This is a genomic window from Nostoc sp., from assembly GCF_036917155.1.
In the GTDB taxonomy this organism is placed as follows: Bacteria; Cyanobacteriota; Cyanobacteriia; order Cyanobacteriales; family Nostocaceae; genus Nostoc.
Genome location: NZ_JBALDZ010000241.1, coordinates 23,442 through 45,008 on the forward strand (window position 1 = coordinate 23,442; position 21,567 = coordinate 45,008).

A 21,567-nucleotide genomic window follows, 5' to 3' on the forward strand; every position below is an offset into this window, starting at 1 on the left:
ATGTTTATACTTACAGTAATTTCCTGGATTAGATATTAGCTCGGCTGTATTTTCATCAAGTATTCACAGTTCTGCAACATTTGGGGTAGGCGTAGCCCGTCGTAGACATCGCTCTTGGTTGCGACGATTCAATCTCCTTGCTCTGAAGCGCCAGCGCCGTTACACGATGGCGAAAGTCTGGATTCCCTTGTTTTTTCCGTGGTTTACTCATGACTAAACTCAGCACAAGGGTGCTGAGTTTAGTCAATTAGTAGGCCTCTCTTTACAAGACTCTATTTTTCTTAACTTGACACCAATGGCGTCTCACCCGCCATATTATAGACTCTTGGAGTTCCCTAAGTCGCCGTCTCTACTCTTAATTTATTTATGTATTGACAGACTACTAGGCGAACTCTATAGTTTCAACAAACTCTAAAATACTCTCCTTGATGTCTTCGGCCTCTTCTTCAATAGAATCGGGAGTTTCGCCGTTAATAAAGCTGTGTTGACTACTAACTATATACAAAAATTCACCCCTGATAAAGGTAAGCAGTCCTCGGTACGCATCTAATCTGATCGCAGTTCCATTATTTTCTTGCTTAGAAATCGTGGAACCTTTAGGCATATCGATTAACACATAGTAAGCGCCTCGCAAAGTATTTTCCAGATATTCGGTATACTCCACAGAAGCATCTGGTACATTGGCAAAAATCGCCTGGGGTACATACTTGTCTACTAAGATTGTTTGTAAATATTCTTCTTGTCCAATAGACTCCAATTCCTCTAACTGTTCCAGGGGGAAAGGATAATAATCAATTCTCAGCAAAGTACCGATGTCATCAGAAAAGCCAACTACTCCTTCCTGGCTCTGAATTCTACCGCCCTGCTGGGGATCAACTGGAATCGGGACGGTAAAATTACCTAATGGGGATTGATATGCCTGTTCACTAAAATCTTCGATGACTACTGTTTCATCATCATCATCGTCTGCATATTCTTCATCTTCTGCTTCTTTAAAGGCCGCAATTACCTCCTTGATGATTTCCTCTGCTTCTTCATCCTCCAGTTCTAAGGCTGCTTGTAGCTTTTTGAGGTAGGCTTGTTTCGGTTTGGGGATGGCGAGTTCATCGTCTAAAAGTACTATTACCCCAGCAGCAAAACCATCTAGCACTAATTCATCTGAGAGAGATACTTTAGCGACATTAAACAAAGGCCCAATTCCCTCTTCTTCGGCAATGGAGATGAGTCTATCAACTATTTCTGTGATTTCATCTTCTGAGTATTCCTCGAAAACCTCGAATTCCCAGAGAATACCCGCTAAACTTTCTGCATCTACCTCGTCAATCACTGAATCTGCGATCGCAGTTACAGTTGCGATCGCCGCTACTGCTTCTTCTGGACTTAGTGATTCCTCTGATGTCTTTGGTGAGTTAAAAACCTTGTCATATTTAGTCATATTTGCTACCTAAATTAATTCCTTGATAGTAATAACAGATTGAAAGTGACAATGGTCAGTTTACCAATGGAGCGAATCTTCTAGAGAAAAAGTTCGCTAAGACATGTTTTACTCAGTATTGCTCAGGTGTAACGAAACCTTGTTGACGGCTAATGTCCAGCACTAATTAAACCTTACTGTAATCCGACTCCACAAACTCCTGACTTCCCCTATTATTCATCAAATGCAATTTGCCAATGTTCTGCGATCGCTAATTGTAAGATAGACTATCGACAAATTCATGGCATTTCTACCACCTATGTCGTGAAAATTTAGCAGCAATGTTGTGGTCAAACTTCGGAACTGATTGCCGCAAAGCGATCGCAAATAAAATCACGAAAACACGTTACCTTGGCTGGCAATAGTCGCCGTCCCTCATAGAGGAGGTAAAGAGAAGCTTGCTCCCCGATAGACCATTGGGGCAAAACTTTCACCAATTGTCCCGATTCCCGTGCTGAGTTGAAAGACCACCCACAAGGGGCGGGGTATCAACCAACTCCATAGAAAAAAATTCCGCTTGACTTCGGGCAGGGCAAATACCTGCCATCGATTGTACCGAGTACTCCTCTTCTTACTCAGAACTCAGCACTGAGTATAGTAAAAGTACAACCCATTGGTTATTGGTTATTGGCGATCGCATTCATCAAAAAGAAATTGAGAACTATATGATGACAAACAAAACTGACCATGAAATTTTCCTCCCGACTTACTTTATTTCCCACGGGGGCGGCCCCTGGCCGTGGTTAAAACAGGAGATGCCGGGATTTGATCAACTTGAAGCATCTTTGCAAGAAATGTCAAGGGAGATCGGGATCACCCCCAAGGCAATCCTCATGATCTCTGGTCATTGGGAAGAACGCGACTTCACAGTGATGGCGAGTGCTGCTCCTGGGATGCTCTACGACTACTCTGGATTCCCCGAACACACATATCACATCAAATATTCTGCACCAGGATCGCCGCAAATAGCCCAACGAGTGCAAGAATTGTTAGAGAAAGCAGGATTTCAGACGCGTTCCGACAACTCCCGTGGGTTTGATCATGGTGTCTTCGCCCCTCTAGTAGTAGCTTACCCAGAAGCAAACGTCCCAGTGCTTCAACTTTCGCTTCGCAGAGACTATGACCCAGAAGCTCATTTGGCTGCTGGTAAGGCACTCGCTCCTCTAAGAAAGGAGGGGGTGCTGATTATCGGCAGTGGACTGAGCTATCACAACTTGAGACAGATGGGGCCACAGGCGAGTGTCCCTTCCCATAAGTTTGATGAGTGGCTGACTGACGCTGTTTGCGGATCGAAGTCGGAGGAAAGAAACCTGAAACTACTCAACTGGAGCAATGCACCATCAGCCCGCCTAGCTCATCCCAGAGAGGATCATTTGATCCCGCTCTTGGTGGCTGTTGGTGCCGCAGAATCAGAGCCGGGCGATCGCGTTTATCATGAGGATGCATTTATGGGTGGAGTAGCTGTTTCCAGTTTCCGCTTTGGTAAAGCTACAGATAATTTGTAATCAGAGTCAACCTAGCTCACAGTAGCGGCGGTCAACCCATACCAAAATCTGTGCAGCAGAAGATGGAAACTTCCTTTGATGCAGACTTTTCTGAACGAGCAATTATCGTTAATAACTGCTATATTCTTGTGTTTTTACCCTCTAGCAGATGAATTATATCTATCGATAGAATTATAAACTAGCTAGCGATAGATACCTACACCGTGGGCAGGATGTGACAATACCGATGTTTGTAGTGACACACAATACTCAAAGTGTTTGTACTGTTAGTTCTACAAATGTAAATTACATGAAATTTTGAGTTTTTTTATGGTAAAAACCCCTCCATCCCAGTTTTCACCAGATCAATACAAAGTTGATTCTGCACAAGAAAAAGTAGACGCTATTATAGAAACACCACCGTCAGAAACTGAAATTGACCTAGAGTTTCTTTACACCAGAGATATTGAATTTCGTCAGGAAACCATTTACTTTCTTGTGGTCGATCGCTTTTATGATGGCGATCCAGATAACAGCGAAGGTGCAAACTCAGAACTGTACGATCCAAAGAGACAAGAGTGGGGTAAGTACTGGGGTGGCGACTTGCAAGGTGTCATCGATAAGTTAGACTATCTCAAAAACATGGGAGTTACCGCCCTTTGGTTAACTCCACTATTCGAGCAAGTTGAAGAGTTATTTATTAGCAATGCAGCGATGCATGGCTATTGGACAAAAGATTTTAAACGGATTAATCCTCGCTACATTGCTGAGGGAGAAAATCCTTCTTTAAATGCTACTCAAGAAGAAAAAAATACAACCTTTGATCGATTAATTGCGGAACTACACAAGCGCAATATGAAGCTGGTGCTGGATATCGTCTGCAACCATAGCAGCCCTGATACTAGTGGTAGTAAGGGTGAATTGTTTGATGATGGTGTAAAAATTGCTGACTTCAATAATGATGTCAATAATTGGTATCATCACTATGGCGAAGTGCAAAACTGGGAAGACGATTGGCAAGTTCAGAACTGTGAACTTGCTGGTTTAGCAACCTTCAATGAAAACAATACGGAATATCGGGAATATATTAAGTCAGCCATTAAGCAATGGCTAGATCGGGGTGTAGATGCACTGCGGGTGGATACTGTCAAGCACATGCCGATTTGGTTTTGGCAAGAATTCACTGGCGAGATGACCAATCACAAACCAGATGTATTTATTTTTGGTGAATGGATTTATAGTAATCCGAGTGACGATCGCTCGGTGGAATTTGCCAATCACTCAGGCATGACACTTCTAGACTTTGGTTTGTGTGTGGCAATTCGAGCCGCGCTAGGGCAAGGTTCAGAAAACGGATTCCAAACAATTCAATACATTTTTGATCAGGATTATCGCTATAACGGGGCAACAGAGCTAGTTACCTTCATCGATAACCATGATATGTGCCGCTTTCAATCGCTGAACCCCGATCCAGCGATGTTGAAGGTAGCGATCGCTTTAATTATGACATCTCGCGGTATTCCCTGCATTTACTACGGTACAGAACAATATCTCCATGACGATACTGATGGCGGTAACGACCCGTACAACCGCCCAATGATGGAAAATTGGGATGCTGAGAATGAGATTTATCGTTCCATCAGGCTGCTATCTGGTTTACGGCGACTGAATCCAGCCGTGTCAATGGGTAGCCACTGGCAAAAATACTTAACAGCAGATGTTTACTGTTATGTACGCCGCTATCGTGACTCCTTGTGTTTTGTCGCTTTAAACCGGGGAGGAGAAGTTACTCTAAGAGAAGTAGAAACAGAATTACCCGATGGGGAACATACCTGCGTGGTGACTCGCAATAAGTATGAAGTGAAAGACGGCAAGATTTATAACCTGATATTAGAAGAACGCGGAGTGCTTGTTTTCAGCCACGTTGGCGAACGAATCAAAGCACAAACAATTGTCCGCGTCCAACTCAATGGCGTGGATACCCAACCCGGTGAAATCATTGTGGTAACAGGAGATTGCCCAGAGTTGGGTAACTGGGATATCAGCAAAGCATATCCTTTAGAGTACATCAACTCCAATACCTGGTCGGCTGAGATTCCCTTTGATGAAAGTGCTGGTAAACTGATTGCTTATAAATATGCCATGTGGCGGGAAGGGCAATCGCCTCTGCGCGAAAATCTGGTAAATCGCCGCTGGGTGATTGCGAAAGAAGGTACTGTCAAATGGCGTGATACCTGGGCATCAGGAAGAGAATCATAGAGTTTATACGGTAGAATCTGTTCATAAGTGATGCACTTGTGAACAGACTCTATAGCAGTTTTGCAGTAGAAAGAGGCGATCGCGGACACTGCAACATACTGCTATGCCGTTCGCGTTAGCGTCTCTGAAAGAGAAGGCTTGACGCTGCGCTATCCGCTTTTTCGTACACAATTCATGCTGTACATGGATAGCGGGGCGTTTAGCCCATTCTGACTCCTGACTCCTGAATTCTGTTCGATAATCGCACTACAAAATTTGCCTCAATTCCTCAACAGAATTTACAGTTTTGATTGCTTGTTGAATTGCTTTCAATCGCTGTAAATCTGTAGTTTCATAGATAATTGGCATTAATTCCAAGCCAGGATCGCCAAATTTTATCTCTAATAATACCTCAAGACCCGTCTGAATTCCCCGGACTTCCCCACGCGCTTCCCCACGTGCTTCTCCTCGTGCTTCCCCTTCGCGTAAAATTTCTTGATACCAAGGTGATTCGCGCAACACAGCCATATCCCACCTCATGATTTCCTGAACTAAAGCACTTTCTAGTACAAAATTAGCAAAAAAAGCTAAAACTGTTTCTAATTGGTTTAATTGTTCATCTCTACGCAAAATTTGTAATGCTTGTCGGATTGTTGACTCATTTTCACCACCTTTAAGAATTGGCACAAAGGGAAGCAATGATGGTAAAGGTTGTTCAAATACAATATTTACATCAACCTCCCACAAATTAATTACACGATAATCTTGATGTGCGCTGATTCCGGCAATATTCGACATGTAAGTCGTCGGAATTTGTGCCTCACTTGCTTTCAATCGCTGTAAATCTGTAATTTTATAGATCATTGCAAAATTTAACTATTTTCCTCGTCAAATCACCCCAATGTGGGCAATTTGAGTGTAATTATATACCGATTACAACTGTGAAGAGGACGCATAAAATGTTTGATTGGCGTAGCTTTTGTTCCCACTGGAAACAAGTTAGATATTATCTGATTTTTCTAGCTGCCCTCTGGTTGAGCTTAGGGATTCCAGGTTGCAGTTTTTCTCCACCCAATTCTCAAATCTCTGTATCGCCCCAGCCCAGCCAGAACAATTCAACTGCACAACGCTTTGATGGTGTGACGATTAATGTCATTACCCATGATGAAGCTATTTATACGGGGACTAAGCGACATATTGCCGAGTTTGAAGCCTTGACTGGAGCGAAGGTCAATCTAACGGGTATTCCCTTTAAAAATCTCTACACTACATTACAAAACAACTGGTCTGGTAAGAATTCAAAGTACGATATGGCAGTTATCTTGCCTCAATGGCTGATCGACTTTATCGATGCTGGTTATCTGGAGGATTTGACTGCGCGAGTGAAGACTGATACTGCTTTGCAGTGGGAAGATATCGCTCCGATCTTTCGGAATGTGAGTGCGACTTATAAAGGGCGCATCTACAGTATTCCGTTGGATGGTGATTTTCACATGGTTTATTATCGCACAGATTTGTTAAAGGAAGCTGGCTTAACGCCTCCAGAAACGTGGGAGCAGTATTTAGCGCTCGCAAAACGCTTTCATGGCAAAGACCTAAATGGTGACGGTAAACCAGACTATGGCTCTTGTATTTCAAAGCGCGCTCATGAAAATAGCACAAGTATGTTGATATCCATCGCCACTCCTTTTTTACAATCTCAGGGAACAGTACAAGGAGCATTTTTTGACCCAGAGACGATGAAACCCCTAGTAAACAATCCAGCTTTTGCCAAAGCATTAGATATTTACAAACAAACAATGGATTATGGAATTCCCCAGGATCAGAATTTGGGTGGTTCTAAAGCTAGAGAATTATTTATCACTGGCAGATGCGCTCTAACCATTGATTGGGGCGATGTTGGGCCACTAGCTATTGATCCAACCGTGTCTAAAGTGATGGATAAAGTGGGTGCTGTCATAACTCCCGGTACGACTCAAGTTCTCGATCGCAAAACCAACAAATTGATCGCCTGCGATAAGTTTACTTGTCCTTATGCCATTGATGGAGCAAATCACGCACCCTACGCGGCCAACGTTGGTTGGACTGGTGTGATTCATGCCAAAGCAGCAGCAAAAGTGAAGGATGCCGCATACTCGTATCTCTCTTACATGAGTCAATCGGCTCAATCCAGTGTGGATGTGACAATTGGCGCAACGGGCTTCAATCCTTATCGAATTTCTCAATTTGAAAACTCAGATCCCTGGATTAAATCTGGGATGTCGTCTGAAGCTGCCAACAATTATCTTGCAGCCATTGGAGTCAGCTTGAACAGCCCCAACATAGTTTTGAATTTGAGCATTCCCCATAATCAGCAATATCAATTTGAAGTCCTTGATGCCGCCGTATCTGATTTCTTAGTGAACAAACTCACCACAGAGAAAACAATGCAGCAGATTGAACAGGGATGGGAGCAGATTACCAACACAGTCGGGCGTGAGTCTCAACACGCCGCTTACCGCGCCAGCCTAGGGCTAACTCCATAAAAAATTAAACCAAGTAGGTCGGCGTAAATCATCAAGATTTAGAAGTTAAACCGTCCGTTCGCTTATCGAACAGAATTCAGGAGTCAGGAGTCAGAATGGGCTAAACGCCCCGCTATCCATGTACAGAATGAATTCTGAACGAAAAAGCGGATAGCGTAGCTAAGCCTTTGTCTTCTCCCTTGGCGTTAGCCTCTCCCAATGTGAGAAGGGTAGACGCTAAGAGCGAACGAGCGTCAAGATTGCTGACCGGAGCTAACGGAAACGTCTCCAGCTCCGCTCCTGAATTCTGACTTCTGAATTCTTCTTCAATTCAATCTGACTTTTCAAACTACTGACGATAGAATTGGTGTTTCAGGCTTTCCCAAAATAGCGATCGTCGCTACACCCACCACAGGCATCGCAACTCAGTAGTTCTTTTGAACTATAAATTACAAATAAAAAGGGAGATAAAAATTTGTATACAAGACTTGAAAACCTTTTCATATTACAACCATGAAGAGGACGCATAAAATGTCTGATTGGCATGGCTTTTGTTTCCATTTGAAACAAGTTCGCTATGTTTTGATTTTCCTGGCTGCTCTGTGTTTGAGCTTAGGGGTTCCGAGTTGTAGTTTTTCCCCACCCAGTTCTCAAATCTCTGTATCGCCCCAGCCTACCCAGATCAAGCCGACTACACAACGCTTTGACGGCGTGATGATTAATGTCATTACCCATGATGGAGCGCAAAAAACGGCGACTGCACGACATATTGCGGGGTTTGAAGCCCTAACTGGAGCGAAGGTCAATCTAACGACTGTTCCCTTCAAAGATTTGTATGACACACTACAAAAAAACTGGTCTGGAAAGAATTCAAAGTATGATGCAGCAATTGTTTTGCCTCAGTGGCTAATCGACTTTATTAATGCTGGCTCTTTGGAAGATTTAAGCGATCGCCGGAAATCTGATGCTGCTTTGCAATGGGATGATATTGCTCCCCTATTTCAGAATTTCAATGCGAATTACAAGGGACGCACCTACGCAATTCCCTTAGATGGCGACTTTCACATAATTTATTATCGCACTGACTTGTTACAGAAAGCGGGTTTAACGCCTCCAGGAACGTGGGATGACTATCTGGCGATCGCCAAACGATTTCACGGTAAAGACTTAAATGGCGATGGTACATCAGACTATGGCTCTTGTATTGAAAAGCGTCCCAAGGAATTTAGTGCATCTATATTGGGTTCATTTGTCGCTCCCTTTTTGCAATCTCAGGGAACTGCACAAGGGATATTTTTTGACCCGGACACGATGAAACCCTTAGTGAACAATCCAGGATTTGCCAGGGCACTAGAGATATACAAAAAAACGATGGATTATGGAGTTCCCGACGATCAAAATCTGAGTCAGGCAAAAGCCAGAGAATTATTTCTGAGTGGGAGGTGTGCTATGACCCTTGACTGGGGAGATGTGGGTACACTGGCGATCGCTCCTGCATCGAAAGTGATTAACAAAGTAGGAGCCTTTATCACTCCTGGCACAACTCAAGTTCTCGATCAAAAGACGGGTAAGTTGGTTACTTGTGACAAGTTTACCTGTCCTTACGCCATTGATGGAGTTAATCACGCGCCCTATGCCGCTTATGGGGGATGGGTCGGTGTTGTTGCGGCAAAGACAGCAGCAGCGGTGAAAGATTCTGCATACTCGTTTCTCTCCTACATGGGTCAATCGGCTCAGTCAAATATTGATGTCACCCTGGGCGAAACGGGCTTCAACCCCTACCGAATTTCTCAATTTGAAAATGCAAACCCCTGGATTAAAGCCGGGATGTCACCTGAAGCAGCCAACAGCTATTTAGGAGCGATCGGTGTCAGCTTGAATAGTTCCAATATGGTTGTGGATCTGAAAATTCCCCACAATCAGCAATATATCGAAGCCCTCGATGCGATTCGAGCGGATTTCTTAGCGAACAAAATTACCAAGGAACAAGCAATGCAACAAATTGAACAGAAATGGGAGCAGATTACTAACACAGTTGGGACTAAGTCTCAACGCGCTGCTTACCGCGCTAGCCTGGGGCTAACCCCATAAAAAATTAATAGACATATCCGCAAATTAGCAAACGTATGCTAGGAATAGGTTTTAGTCATTATTTGGGGCTGGCGATCACTGACGATAGAATCAGGGTCAAAATTCATTCTGTACATGGATAGCGGGGCGTTTAGCCCATTCTGACTCCTGACTACTGAATTCTGTTCGATAATGCTTATATTAATAATAGGTCTAATGTTTCCATTCCCAGACACTTTTACTCCAGTCTTCGTTATAGTGAAAAACTCCTTGCCATTGGTAAAAGTGAACAAAATCTTCGATTTCTAACGTTTTATTAACATCCCTAATCATATAGAGAGGTCGCTCACCATAAAATGATGCCCACATACTATAACTACTAGGAGGTCCAATAATATAATCACATTCAGCTAAGGAATACATATCATCAATTATATGATTATTGCCATTAATATAAGATAAATGTTGTAAACAATCCTCATTTTGCTTTTGATTTGAGCAAATCAAAAATGTCACTTTTTGGTTAGGAAATAGTGTTTGTGCTGATTCCATAACCTTTAAATACTCTTCAATTAAATAGAAATATTTGCCATTTTGATGTTGCTGATAATCTCCATGACGGATATGAACTCCAATGATAATATCAGTCCGGCTACGAATATTGGATATGAGTTTTGCTACATTTAACTGATACTTATTTAAAGGTTGAAAGTAAGCACGAATTTTTTCTTGATGCTTTTTTAGATTTGATATGTCATCTACAAACCATCCATCGCGAAACATCCATCCTTGAAAGAAGTTTATAGAACCTAATTTTATATCTTTGGTGATGTTTGAATTACTCCAATTAAATGGCTCATTTCGCTTAATATTAATTGTGTTGAAACGCCTACTTTCAGCTAAATAACGATTGATATTATAGTAGTATTTACGTAGCAATTGGTTTCCAGTAATTGAAAATGGTGTGGGAGGATAGCAACATAAAAAGTCTTGAGACGTTGAGATAAAAAAATCAGCATACTCGTCAAATGCTGGATTGATGACTGTGACATTATTTTCAATTGCAAATGCGATAAAATTAGCAAATAATAATAACCTGTTGCCTAGTTGTCCAGATTTTGCAGAGATTACTAACATATATAAAACCTCTAAAAATGACAAATTCCTGAGCGTAAATTTCGGTATCACTGCTCATTTCACCCCAGAGATTTTGGGATGAACACCCCACAAGGTTTTATCAAAGTCTGCACCTTGGAAATCCCTTAATATGTCCTGATCTTTTGAATTTAGAATTTCTGCCTGAGAGATTACTGACTTCAGATTAGCAGCCATAGCCTCTATGCTATATTTTTTTACACATCGTTCGCGGGATTTTCTACCACGCTCATTCGCTAACTCTAAATCATCAAATATTAATTGAATTTGTTCACCGATTTGCTCAGGGCTAGCAGGTTCAACTAAATAACCAGTTCCATCTAAAATTTCGGGAATATCTCCCACTCGCGTCGATAATACAGGCTTAGACATTGACATTCCATCTGTAAGCTTCAGTGGAAATTGTGCCCGAGTTTCAAGTGTATCTCTTTGGGGAACAACAACAATGTGAGCAGCAGCCACCACATCAGGCATGATATCGGCTGGATAACTTGGCAATTTGATAATCCAACGTCCCCACTTTTGTTGAAGTTGCTTATCATAATCATCATAAGGACTACCACCTACAATCACTAACCTTAAGTCAGGCTGATTAATTTTATCTAGCGCTATGAGGACATCTTCTAAGCCTTTATAAGGTCTGGGCGCACCGGGAAACATTAAAATTTTATATTCAGATAAACCATAGCGAATTCTGCTTGCTTCAGGATTATACCGAGATGGATCAAATAAAACTGTATCTTTGCCATTGGGAATAAACGTACCACCGAAACGCTGCTGTAAAAATTTATTATGCACTGTCACAGCATCAGCACAACTTACCAGCTTTTCCATCCATTTCACATATAAAGGATGATTAGGACTTCTGAGAGCGCCATCTGGTTTTAATAAATCCCTGGCTAACTGTTTGACTGTAGGTTTATATTGCCATTCATCGCCACCATGCCAGCTGAGTTCCCAGTCATCTATATCTAAAATTACTGGCTTTTTACTATATAGCTTTTTTAATAATGCCACACCGAAACTTGCTGCTTGAGGTTTAATTGCATAGATAATATCTCCATTAATTTTTTTTAAAATACTATAAATTGATTTAAATATAGCTGGATAATTGCACCCTTTTACAGCATATACTTTCACCTCAGGAGGAATCGCTTTGTATAACTCATCACCAAAGAGAAATCCAACTATTTCTACTTCATATCCTAGTCTAATTAGAGCTTTCTGTAATAAATATGCCCGAATAAAGCCATCGTTTGTGGATAAATTCCAGACAAGTAGCGATACCTTTAATTGCTTTTGAGTTACCATCATATCTACTAATTATACATGTATGGATTATGTGAGTTAAGCCTTTTTTTTGCAAGGCACTCTATTTAGCTGATGCTATTGTTTTACTTAATTCGTTCTCAAAGGAAAATGGAATATTTTTTACTCTCATCCTTTGTTATATTATTTTAATTTAGGAAATAGCTTGAGAATTTATACTGAATTAATTATATTCTCTGTTCGAGAGGTGTTGATTTATTTAAAATATTCACTGAGTAGCTATATAGGAATCATACTTGAATCTTACTCAGTATACTTAGACGCTTACCGCGCCAGTCTGGGCTTAACCCAATAAAAGGGCAGAGGGGCAGAAATAACAAATGACTAATGACTAATGACTAATGACCAACTGTTCATTTGATAGATGAAATGGGCATCTTAAAAATAATTGGGCAATGACTAATAATATACTTGCTCATATTAGTAGTTTGGGGCTGTAAAAGGAGCCACAGAGCGTGCGAAATTGGAACCTCAGCACAAAAATTATTGCTTCCTATTCAGTGCTAATCGCGGTGATGGCTGGGACAATAGCTTCGGGGATGTACTGGCAGTTGTACTCTAGTCAACGGCAGGCAATCCGTAATCGTCTTTTGGCGATTGTCAGTCTGGCAGTTCCACAAATCGATAGCGATTATCACGGATTGGTTCTCCAGCGTAGCGATCGCACCTCAGCCTTTTACAAAATTAATCAAGATAGACTTGTGTCTATTCAAGCAACAAGTAAAGATATTCTACGTATCTATACTGTACGTCAGCAACCAAATAAAAAATTTCTCTATGTTCTAAACTATGACCCTGGTGAGCAAAGCAAAAGTGTATTAATTGGTATGGATTACACAAAGTCATTAGATGATTTGTATGCAGCCGTTGCCTGTAATGCGCCATTTGTTGAGCCGGAATTTCACCAAACTGCAAATGGCGAAACCATTCTTTACGGCTATGCTCCAATTAGTAATCTCCAGGGTCGGGTGAATGGATTCTTGGTGGTTGAACTGGATGCAAGTTCTGTAGTGCGCCAGGAATATTCAGTAGCCGCATTTGCTCTAGTAACTTTTTTGGCTGTGTTGTTACTGACTGTAGTTTTAGTGCGTTGGTTATCGCGATCGCTTGTGGTATTACCAGTTTTACAACTCAATAGCGCCGCTAAACAATTAGAAACGGGAAATTGGAATGCGACTTTACCCAGCAATCGCACCGATGAACTTGGAGAACTTTCCGCATCTTTTAATAGCATGGCCAAACAGTTGCAAACCTCTTTTGCCACTTTGGAACAAAAGGTAGAAGAACGGACACTCGAACTCGCAGAAGCCAAAGAGAAAGCCGATACTGCAAACCTTGCCAAGAGCGAGTTTCTGGCTAATATGAGTCATGAACTGCGAACTCCCCTCAATGGCATCCTGGGCTATGCCCAAATTCTCCAAAATGGTGAACCCTTAACAGAACGAGCTAAAAAAGGTGTAGATATCATCTATCAGTGCGGCAATCATTTGCTTAATCTGATTAACGATGTCCTTGACCTCGCCAAAATCGAAGCCCGCAAGTTGGAATTGTATCCTGACGATGCCTATTTCCCGGCACTCCTTGAAGGCATTGCGGAGATGATGCGTGTGCGTGCTGTTCAAAAAGGAATTCCCTTTACTTATCAACCTGATTCTAATTTACCTGTTGGTATTACAGTCGATGAAAAACGCCTACGCCAAGTGTTGATTAACTTATTGGGCAATGCCATTAAGTTTACTGATGAAGGCGGAGTGACGTTTCGCGTTAAAACTCACAAATTGGAAGCTGGAATCTATAAAATTCGCTTTGAGGTACAAGATACAGGGGTAGGGATATCGTCATCTGGACTCAAGAAAATTTTCCAGCCCTTTGAACAAGTGGGTGATGTCAAGAAACAAGGAGAAGGTACTGGACTCGGACTAGCAATTAGTCAGCAAATAGTTTCTCTGATGGGTAGCACCTTAAATGTAGAAAGCCACCTTGGACAAGGTAGCACCTTCTGGTTTGAGGTCGAACTTCCCGAAGCCAAAGAATGGGCTACAACTCTGCGAACAACTAAGCAAGGGAAAATTTTAGGATTTGAAGGTAGCAAGCGCCAAGTGCTGGCAGTTGATGACCGTTGGGAGAATCGGTCAGTTTTGGTTAGTTTACTGGAACCTTTGGGTTTTGCAGTGATTGCCGTCAGCAACGGTCGAGAAGGATTGGAGAAGGCGAAGGAGATTCATCCTGACCTGATTATTACAGACTTGATGATGCCAGAAATGGATGGCTACGAGATGCTGCGAGAGTTGCGACAGATTCCTGAATTGCAGAATATTCCGGCGATCGCCTCTTCAGCTAGTGTATTTGAAAGTAACCAAAATGAGAGTATTACAGCCGGAGCTGATGCGTTTTTACCCAAACCTGTAGAAGCCTCAGCACTGCTGAAGTTGTTGGAAAAATACCTGAATCTAAAATGGATTTATGAGCAAAATTCCATTGCTGTAGAACCGATAAGTGCCAACTCAGAAGCAATATCTTCATCCACCCCAGACGAGATCATTTCCCCAACCGATGAGGTTTTGTCGCAATTGCACACATTAGCATTGCAAGGACGCTTGATGGCGATCGAGCAACAGCTCAAAACTTTGGAAAAAACAGATGAGCGATACCAACCATTTGTTAAAGCAGTACGTGAGTATGCAGATAATTTCCAAATTGAAAAAATCCGAACATTTATTGAACAGTATCTTCCCTAATCAAAGGGACTGGGGGTTGGGGGTTGGGGGTTGGGGACTAGGGACTAGGGACTAGGGACTAGGGACTAGGGGAATTACCCAATATCCAATATCCAATATCCAATATCCAATATCCAATCCCCAATCCCCAATCCCCAATCCCCAATCCCCAATCCCCAATCCCCAATCCCCATTTTTGCTATGACAGCATTCTCTAGAAATTCCATTACATTTAACAATCCTGTTAGCAATCTATTTGACAATGGCATTATTCTCATTGTCGATGATGTGCCAAATAACTTGAAGGTGCTTTCAGACACCTTAGCCAATGCTGGTTTTGAAGTTGCGATCGCCACTAGTGGAGAGGGGGCTTTACAGCAACTAGAACATGCTCCAGTATCTTTGATTTTACTGGATGTGATGATGCCGGGGATGAATGGCTTTGAAACCTGTCAGCACATCAAAGCCAATCCGAAAACCCAAAATATTCCGATTATCTTTATCACCGCCTTGACTGAATCGGTAAATAAAGTCACAGGTTTTGAACTAGGAGCTATTGACTACATCACCAAACCGTTTCAACAAAGTGAAGTTTTAGCACGGGTGCGAACTCACTTAAAGCTTAACCAATTGAGCCAATCTCTCGAAACCAGAAATACAGAACTCCAACAACTCACTGAGCAATTAGAGCAACGAGTCGCAGAACGAAACCAGGAATTATTTGCATCGATTGAAACCCTCAAGCAAACTCAACAATTGATGCGCTTAGTGTTTGATACTATTCCCCACTTGGTAGGCTGGAAAGATATTAATTCAGTTTATTTGGGCTGTAATCAAAGTTTTGCTGATGCACTAAACTTAAGTTCGCCTGATGAGATTGTGGGTAAAACCGACTATGACTTACAAACGAGCAAAGAAGAATCTGATTGGTTTGTAATGTGCGATCGCCGCATCATGGAGTCTGGTAGAGCAGAGTTTCATATTATTGAGCAATCGCGAGGGGCAGATGGTCAACAAGTTTGGTTGGATACGAGCAAGATGCCTTTACGCGATGCCAAGGGAAATGTGTTCGGCATTTTATTAGTGACAGAAGACATTACTAAACGTCAGTTAGCACAAGAAGAACTCAAACAACAAAAACAAAATCTAGAAGAAGCACTAGTAGAACTTCAAGGTACTCAAGTGCAATTGATACAAAGTGAAAAAATGTCGGCGCTGGGAAACCTCGTAGCAGGGGTGGCACATGAAATCAATAACCCTGTTGGCTTCCTGGGCGGCAATATTCAACCTGCTTTAGATTATATCAAGGATATATTTGGCTTAATTGATTTGTACCAACAGGAATATTCTACTCCCAGTAGCATAATTCAAGACGAAATCGAAGCAATTGACCTTAACTACATCCGCGAAGACTTACCTAAGTTAGTGAGTTCTATGCGAGAAGGGGTGAAGCGAATTCGGGATATTAGTACTTCCTTACGAACCTTCTCTCGTGCTGATAGCGATCGCCCCATTGCCTGTAACATTCATGATGGCATCGATAGCACCATTTTGATTCTCAAACATCGCCTCAAAGCTTCGGAAACTCGTCCAGAAATTCAAGTTATCAAAGAGTATGGTCAGCTACCATTAGTAGAATGCTTTGCTGGACAGTTGAATCAGGTATTTATGAATATTCTCGCAAATGCTATTGATGCTTTAGAAGAGTCAAACACTGGACGCGGTTTTGAAGAGATTAAAATTAATCCCAATTGCATCACAATTATTACTCAAGTTAGTGATAATAAGCAAGAAATAATTGTTAATATTAAAGACAATGGTAAGGGGATGAATGCACAAATAAAATCAAAAGTATTTGACCATTTGTTCACTACTAAAGCCGTTGGTAAAGGTACAGGATTAGGGTTAGCGATCGCTCGTCAAATTGTCGAAGAAATCCACGGCGGAAAATTGAGTTTTAATTCTGTTCTAGGTGAGGGTACAGAATTTTTCATTAAAATTCCGGTGTAATACCAATTTTTTATGAAGACGCACATAATAATTCCCCCCAATGCTTTGGCTACTGTGTACACACAAGTCTCGAAATTCCATCTAAAACTTGGTTTCATCGTCCTAATCCCCAAATTATCTTGACTTCATGCTCAACGACTCACTACTCTCTCCCGCAACTGATTCCTCTTAAATTTTTGAATTTGGAATTGCTAGACATACACTGTTTTAGTAGATGCTGATGCATGAGTCCTGTGGCTGTTCAGATTGGAAAATCTTTTTAACTAGCTGATGACGGCACTTGCTACCATATTTAACTAAAGAACAATATCCTCACCTCGCTCGGTGAAGCGAACCTCTTTAATATTCCATTGGGCATTACTAGTTAAGGTTTTGCGGAGACTACCAAACAGAGCAAACTGTTCACAACTAGAAAGAGAAGCTATTTGCCGCTTTGACTCAGGAGATATTCGCAAATCAACTGTAGCAATGCCATTTTTGATGTTGACACGATACCCAGATAAGCTAAAATCGCTTGTATCCCATTTTTCTAAGATTTTACTCACTACATTTTTTACTGTTTCCTCAGCTGGTACTGAAACCTTTTCTGGAATTAGTTTCTGGCATTGAGTATCACTTGTGTAAAGTGTAACGTTGGTAGTTTTGTTCGTGGCAGCTTTAGGAGTTGATGAGGAAGGCGGATTTTCCTTAGAAGATTCTTGATTAGGAGATTTTTCTCTCAACTGAGCTACGCTAGGAATTTGGCTGGGAGTCTGAGACGATACTCTATTTGTTGGTGTTGTGGTAAGGGATGGCGTTCCGCCGTCAATATTACGAGTAGTGGAATTAGAACTACAACTACTGAGGCTGACAACCATTGTCACAAAAATGAGGGGTAAAAAATATCTCTTGGTCGTGTCCATAAATTTTGTTTATATAATGATATTACTGCTATCAATTTCAGTGTCACTGGTATCAATTCCGCATAAATTTTTGAATATTGAGCCAGTCTATAAAGTGTCAACCCGAAATCTGTTAAATTCAAAGACCATACTATACAGAGGTTCTATAGCGGCATCTGTACTAGCTTTAAATACAAGATATAAGTCAATACAGTTCAGTTAGGCATTTCTTTCTTCTCTTTGCGTCCAACTCTTACGAGACGCTGCGTGTTCACGCAGTGTCTCGCAGAGAAGGCGGTAGCCTGCGGCAAGCCGCTCCGCGTCTACGTTAAAAAAATTGAATTTGACAAAGAGTTTTAGCCTTAACTGAACCGTATTGAGGTATAAGTAGGTAGGCGGGAATAAACCAAACTATGTTACGAAACGTAAATATGGCTGAAACCCTTACCAATGACAAATGACAAATGACGACCCCCACCTACTTAAATCAGCAGGTGTAAACAAGTCAGATTCATTGGGAGCATCCTGTTTTGGCGGATCGCCCTGCGCTAAGGCGCACGCTACGCGAACAGACTAGAAGTCTGGGGCTATACAAACAAAACCCGCCTACGCGGGTTTCAGAGAGTCCGCGCAGGCGGACGAAAGTTTGTGTAGCCGCGATTTCCAATCGCCCGGTGTTTCTTCCAAAAGTGGATGCTCCCGATTCATTGATGACGATAATTCCCAAGGTTTGCAATTGCGATCGCCTAGCCGCCAGAAATTGACCGTGCCAATTTTAGATTTTAGATTTTAGAAAATTTGCGGTTCATGCCCCGCCCGAAGTCAAGCGGAACAAATCCAAAATCCCAAATTAAAATCATAATGCCCCGCACCCTTGTGGTTGGGGTCAATCCAAAAGACGTTAGGTTGTTTACTCTAAAGCAAATTACTAGTTTTCACTACTTTTTTGCTTAGTCAATCGCTGCACTAATAATTGCACTCCCAAAGCCAACAAACCAATTGCCACTATACTAAATATCCCACTTCCTAAAGCAACTACACCAACAACCAGAGTACGAACAGCAGAAGAAATCTTTACCACCAAGGGATTAATTGAATGGACAGGTTTAGTCGCAAAGTTAGTAGCGATCGCAATCATCAGCGAATACACTGCAAATCCCATTCCTCCAGAAATCGCTGCCCCAAGAAAACAGCGTAATGGACTCGCTGTAACCTGTTCTTTAGCATCTGTTTGTGGCGTGAGGTTTTGGTCATTCATAATATTTGGGATTTTAGATTTTAGATTTTAGATTGGAGGATTAGGAAATAATTATTATCCTTAGCTAATCGTCCTTAAAATTGCATCTCTGCGTCTTTACTAGCCATTTGAATTAAACTGAAGATGCCACCTGAATACCATGTGTAATTGTCTGAGTCACAAACAATTCTAAGTCTTCATCAACAATTGCTTCCCGAACTTGCAGCTTAACTTTTTCTGCTTGCTGTTGAGACTCAAAAAGAGCAAATACTGTTGGCCCAGAACCAGACATCATTGTTCCTAAAACGCCTTCCTGATTTGCAAACACTTCTCGAAGTTGCAAAACTTGGGGATAGGCTGGCAATACTACACGTTCTAAATCATTGTGCAGTTTTTGGGCAATTTCTCCCGTATTTTTATCCACAATAGCTTTTACTATTGCTCCTGAATGAACTGCATTAGCACGTGCTGCCAAGTTGTCGCTATCTCTAATATAAGAATGACCAAACTGCTGTCGATAAGTTTTGTATGCCCAAGCGGTGGAAACTTCCAGGCTGCGGTATTTGGCCAAGAGTATATATATGTTATCTAAACTCGGCAGGGGAGAAAGTTGTTCACCCCTACCTGTGGCGATCGCAGTTCCACCCGCTACACAAAACGGTACATCTGAACCGAGTGTACTTCCCAACTCCTCTAATTCTGACTGAGTTAGCCCCAACTTCCACAGTAAATCTATCCCTACCAACACAGCTGCTGCATTCGTTGAACCCCCAGCCAAACCAGCAGCGACAGGAATCTGCTTATTAATATTAATCTCCACGCCTCCATTTTTAGCAAAGGCTTCGGGAAATTGCCTCACCATTAATTCTGCCGCGCGGTATGCCAGATTACTTTTATCTGTTGGTACTTGTGGGTGGTTGCAATGAACACGGATATTTTCAGTGCTAATGGAACGCACATCAATTTGGTCTGCAAGTCCAATACTTTGAAGTATCATGGCTAACTCATGATAGCCATCGGAGCGGTCGCCAATGATTTCCAGATACAAGTTGATTTTAGCAGGGGCAATTAGGCTGTAAGAACGCATTTTCTGAGAGTGGGGAATTGGGAATTGGGAATTGGGAATTGGGAATTGGGAATTGGGAATTGGGAATTGGGCATTGGGCATTGGGCATTGGGCATTGGGCATTGGGCATTGGGCATTGGGCATTGGGCATTGGGCATTGGGAATTCTCCTAACTCCTAACTCCTAACTCCTAACTCCTAACTCCTAACTCCTAACTCCTAACTCCTAACTCCTAACTCCCAACTCCCAATTCATTTGCTAGAATTACCCATTGCTGAACGCTGAGGTCTTCGGCTCTAGCTTGGGGATTTATTTTTAATTGTTCCAGTAAGTGGCTCAAGCGATCGCGTTCTATAACTGATTGCAAATTATTTCGTAACATTTTGCGCTTGGCACCAAACCCCAACTTTAAGAAATTCTCTAACTGTCGGGGATTAAGCGCTGGTATTTCTATTTTTCGGGGACGCAATCGCACCACTGCTGAATCGACCTTTGGCGGTGGATGAAATGCGGCAGCTGGGACTGTGCAGATTAACTCACACTCAGCCAAATACTGTACTCGCACGCTCAACGCCCCAAAGGCTTTTGAGCCTGATTTAGCATATAACCTTTCTGCTACTTCTTTTTGTACCAGCAACACTATAGAGTCAAATGGTTCAGAGTTAGGGTTGGCGATCGTACCCAGTAGTTTCTCAATGATTGGCCCCGTAATATTGTAGGGAATATTGGCTACTACCTTATTTGGCTTGTGGAAATTGGAAAAGGCTGCCAGATAAGATGGTAAATCTAGAGTGAGAAAATCGCCTTGCAGCAGTAAAAAATTTTCAGTCTTACCAAGCTGCTTTGATAGTAGTTGGCATAAGTCGCGGTCTATTTCAACTGCAATCAGAGATTGCACTAAGGGTAATAAACGACGAGTCAGAATCCCGGTTCCAGGCCCAATTTCCAGGATGCGATCGCCTTTGAGAGAGCCATCGCTTTCTATACACTCTGCTGCTTTTATAATTGCGTTGAGCGCCTTTTCACTTTTGAGCCAATGTTGAGCAAAGACCTTACGAGGTCGGATCATCTGTATTTATTGCCTAGTCTAGTTTTTAGCTTTTTCTCAAAAATTCATTATAAATTTTGAAGCCCCTCTATAGCACTAGACTAACTGTAACGTCTATCTCCTCTTCCGAATGCGCTACGAATGTAGGGGTAGCGATCGCATAAATGCGTTATACAAGCGTCACTTCTAGGATAGAGCCAATACAGTTCAGTAGACATCTCCAGAAATTAAATATGCGTTATCCAGAATCCTTGTAGAGACGTAGCAGTGCTACGTCTCTACATTCATTTTCACCAGATGTCTAGTTAAGGAAAATCGCCGATTGGGTTGTGCTTTGCTTAACCCAACAAAGCC

Annotated in this window: 15 protein-coding genes and 1 pseudogene; 7 read left to right on the forward strand and 9 right to left on the reverse strand. The window is 42.0% G+C overall.

Annotation, left to right across the window (positions count from 1 at the left end; translation table 11 throughout):
• Positions 1-382: 382 nt before the first annotated feature.
• On the reverse strand, positions 383-1,435 hold the full coding sequence (locus V7K67_RS32470; RefSeq protein WP_334734040.1) for a hypothetical protein: 1,053 nt from the start codon (positions 1,433-1,435) through the stop codon (positions 383-385).
• A gap of 329 nt (positions 1,436-1,764) precedes the next feature.
• A complete protein-coding gene (locus tag V7K67_RS32475; protein WP_334734041.1) occupies positions 1,765-1,911 on the reverse strand; it encodes a hypothetical protein in 147 nt (48 codons plus the stop codon).
• A gap of 228 nt (positions 1,912-2,139) precedes the next feature.
• Between V7K67_RS32475 and V7K67_RS32480 the strand changes: the two genes are divergently transcribed.
• Positions 2,140-2,979, forward strand: a complete 840-nt coding sequence (locus V7K67_RS32480; protein ID WP_335170109.1) for a DODA-type extradiol aromatic ring-opening family dioxygenase — start codon at positions 2,140-2,142, stop codon at positions 2,977-2,979.
• 309 nt (positions 2,980-3,288) lie between these two features.
• Positions 3,289-5,217, forward strand: coding sequence for an alpha-amylase family glycosyl hydrolase (locus V7K67_RS32485; protein WP_334734043.1), 1,929 nt, complete (start codon positions 3,289-3,291; stop codon positions 5,215-5,217).
• A gap of 246 nt (positions 5,218-5,463) precedes the next feature.
• Here the strand turns inward: V7K67_RS32485 and V7K67_RS32490 are convergent.
• A pseudogene (locus V7K67_RS32490) lies at positions 5,464-6,030 on the reverse strand (transposase); the annotation flags it as partial.
• A gap of 125 nt (positions 6,031-6,155) precedes the next feature.
• On the opposite strand from V7K67_RS32490, the gene V7K67_RS32495 reads away from it, so the two are divergent.
• Both V7K67_RS32495 and V7K67_RS32500 read left to right on the forward strand, forming a co-directional pair.
• On the forward strand, positions 6,156-7,721 hold the full coding sequence (locus V7K67_RS32495) for an ABC transporter substrate-binding protein (RefSeq protein WP_334734044.1): 1,566 nt from the start codon (positions 6,156-6,158) through the stop codon (positions 7,719-7,721).
• Positions 7,722-8,231: 510 nt separating this feature from the next.
• The gene (locus V7K67_RS32500; RefSeq protein ID WP_335170111.1) at positions 8,232-9,791 is read left to right on the forward strand and encodes an ABC transporter substrate-binding protein; all 1,560 of its coding nucleotides are present in this window, start codon (positions 8,232-8,234) and stop codon (positions 9,789-9,791) included.
• Positions 9,792-9,983: 192 nt separating this feature from the next.
• Here the strand turns inward: V7K67_RS32500 and V7K67_RS32505 are convergent, their stop codons facing one another.
• Both V7K67_RS32505 and V7K67_RS32510 read right to left on the reverse strand, forming a co-directional pair.
• Positions 9,984-10,907: an alpha-1,2-fucosyltransferase gene (locus tag V7K67_RS32505; protein ID WP_335170112.1), complete on the reverse strand. Its 924-nt coding sequence runs from the start codon at positions 10,905-10,907 to the stop codon at positions 9,984-9,986.
• 54 nt (positions 10,908-10,961) lie between these two features.
• The gene (locus V7K67_RS32510; protein WP_334730702.1) at positions 10,962-12,239 is read right to left on the reverse strand and encodes a glycosyltransferase family 4 protein; all 1,278 of its coding nucleotides are present in this window, start codon (positions 12,237-12,239) and stop codon (positions 10,962-10,964) included.
• Positions 12,240-12,709: 470 nt separating this feature from the next.
• Here V7K67_RS32510 and V7K67_RS32515 point away from each other — a divergent pair, with 470 nt between their 5' ends.
• Both V7K67_RS32515 and V7K67_RS32520 read left to right on the forward strand, forming a co-directional pair.
• Positions 12,710-14,992, forward strand: a complete 2,283-nt coding sequence (locus V7K67_RS32515; RefSeq protein WP_334730703.1) for an ATP-binding protein — start codon at positions 12,710-12,712, stop codon at positions 14,990-14,992.
• A gap of 180 nt (positions 14,993-15,172) precedes the next feature.
• On the forward strand, positions 15,173-16,981 hold the full coding sequence (locus V7K67_RS32520; protein ID WP_335170115.1) for a response regulator: 1,809 nt from the start codon (positions 15,173-15,175) through the stop codon (positions 16,979-16,981).
• 296 nt (positions 16,982-17,277) lie between these two features.
• On the opposite strand, the gene V7K67_RS32525 is transcribed toward V7K67_RS32520, so the two are convergent.
• The 3 genes from V7K67_RS32525 to ispE all read right to left on the reverse strand — a co-directional run bounded on the left by V7K67_RS32525 (position 17,278) and on the right by ispE (position 20,186).
• Positions 17,278-17,883 (reverse strand): sporulation/spore germination protein, encoded by a 606-nt coding sequence (locus V7K67_RS32525; protein ID WP_334730706.1) that lies wholly within the window; start codon positions 17,881-17,883, stop codon positions 17,278-17,280.
• Between the two features lie 907 nt (positions 17,884-18,790).
• On the reverse strand, positions 18,791-19,120 hold the full coding sequence (locus V7K67_RS32530) for a DUF3082 domain-containing protein (protein WP_334730707.1): 330 nt from the start codon (positions 19,118-19,120) through the stop codon (positions 18,791-18,793).
• A 112-nt stretch (positions 19,121-19,232) separates the two neighbouring features.
• Positions 19,233-20,186 (reverse strand): 4-(cytidine 5'-diphospho)-2-C-methyl-D-erythritol kinase, encoded by a 954-nt coding sequence (ispE, locus tag V7K67_RS32535; protein WP_334730708.1) that lies wholly within the window; start codon positions 20,184-20,186, stop codon positions 19,233-19,235.
• 9 nt (positions 20,187-20,195) lie between these two features.
• Here ispE and V7K67_RS32540 point away from each other — a divergent pair, with 9 nt between their 5' ends.
• Positions 20,196-20,345 (forward strand): hypothetical protein, encoded by a 150-nt coding sequence (locus V7K67_RS32540; protein WP_335170117.1) that lies wholly within the window; start codon positions 20,196-20,198, stop codon positions 20,343-20,345.
• A gap of 52 nt (positions 20,346-20,397) precedes the next feature.
• On the opposite strand, the gene rsmA is transcribed toward V7K67_RS32540, so the two are convergent.
• Complete coding sequence (gene rsmA / locus V7K67_RS32545) at positions 20,398-21,234, reverse strand: 16S rRNA (adenine(1518)-N(6)/adenine(1519)-N(6))-dimethyltransferase RsmA (protein WP_335170119.1); 837 nt, start codon at positions 21,232-21,234, stop codon at positions 20,398-20,400.
• Positions 21,235-21,567: the final 333 nt, after the last annotated feature.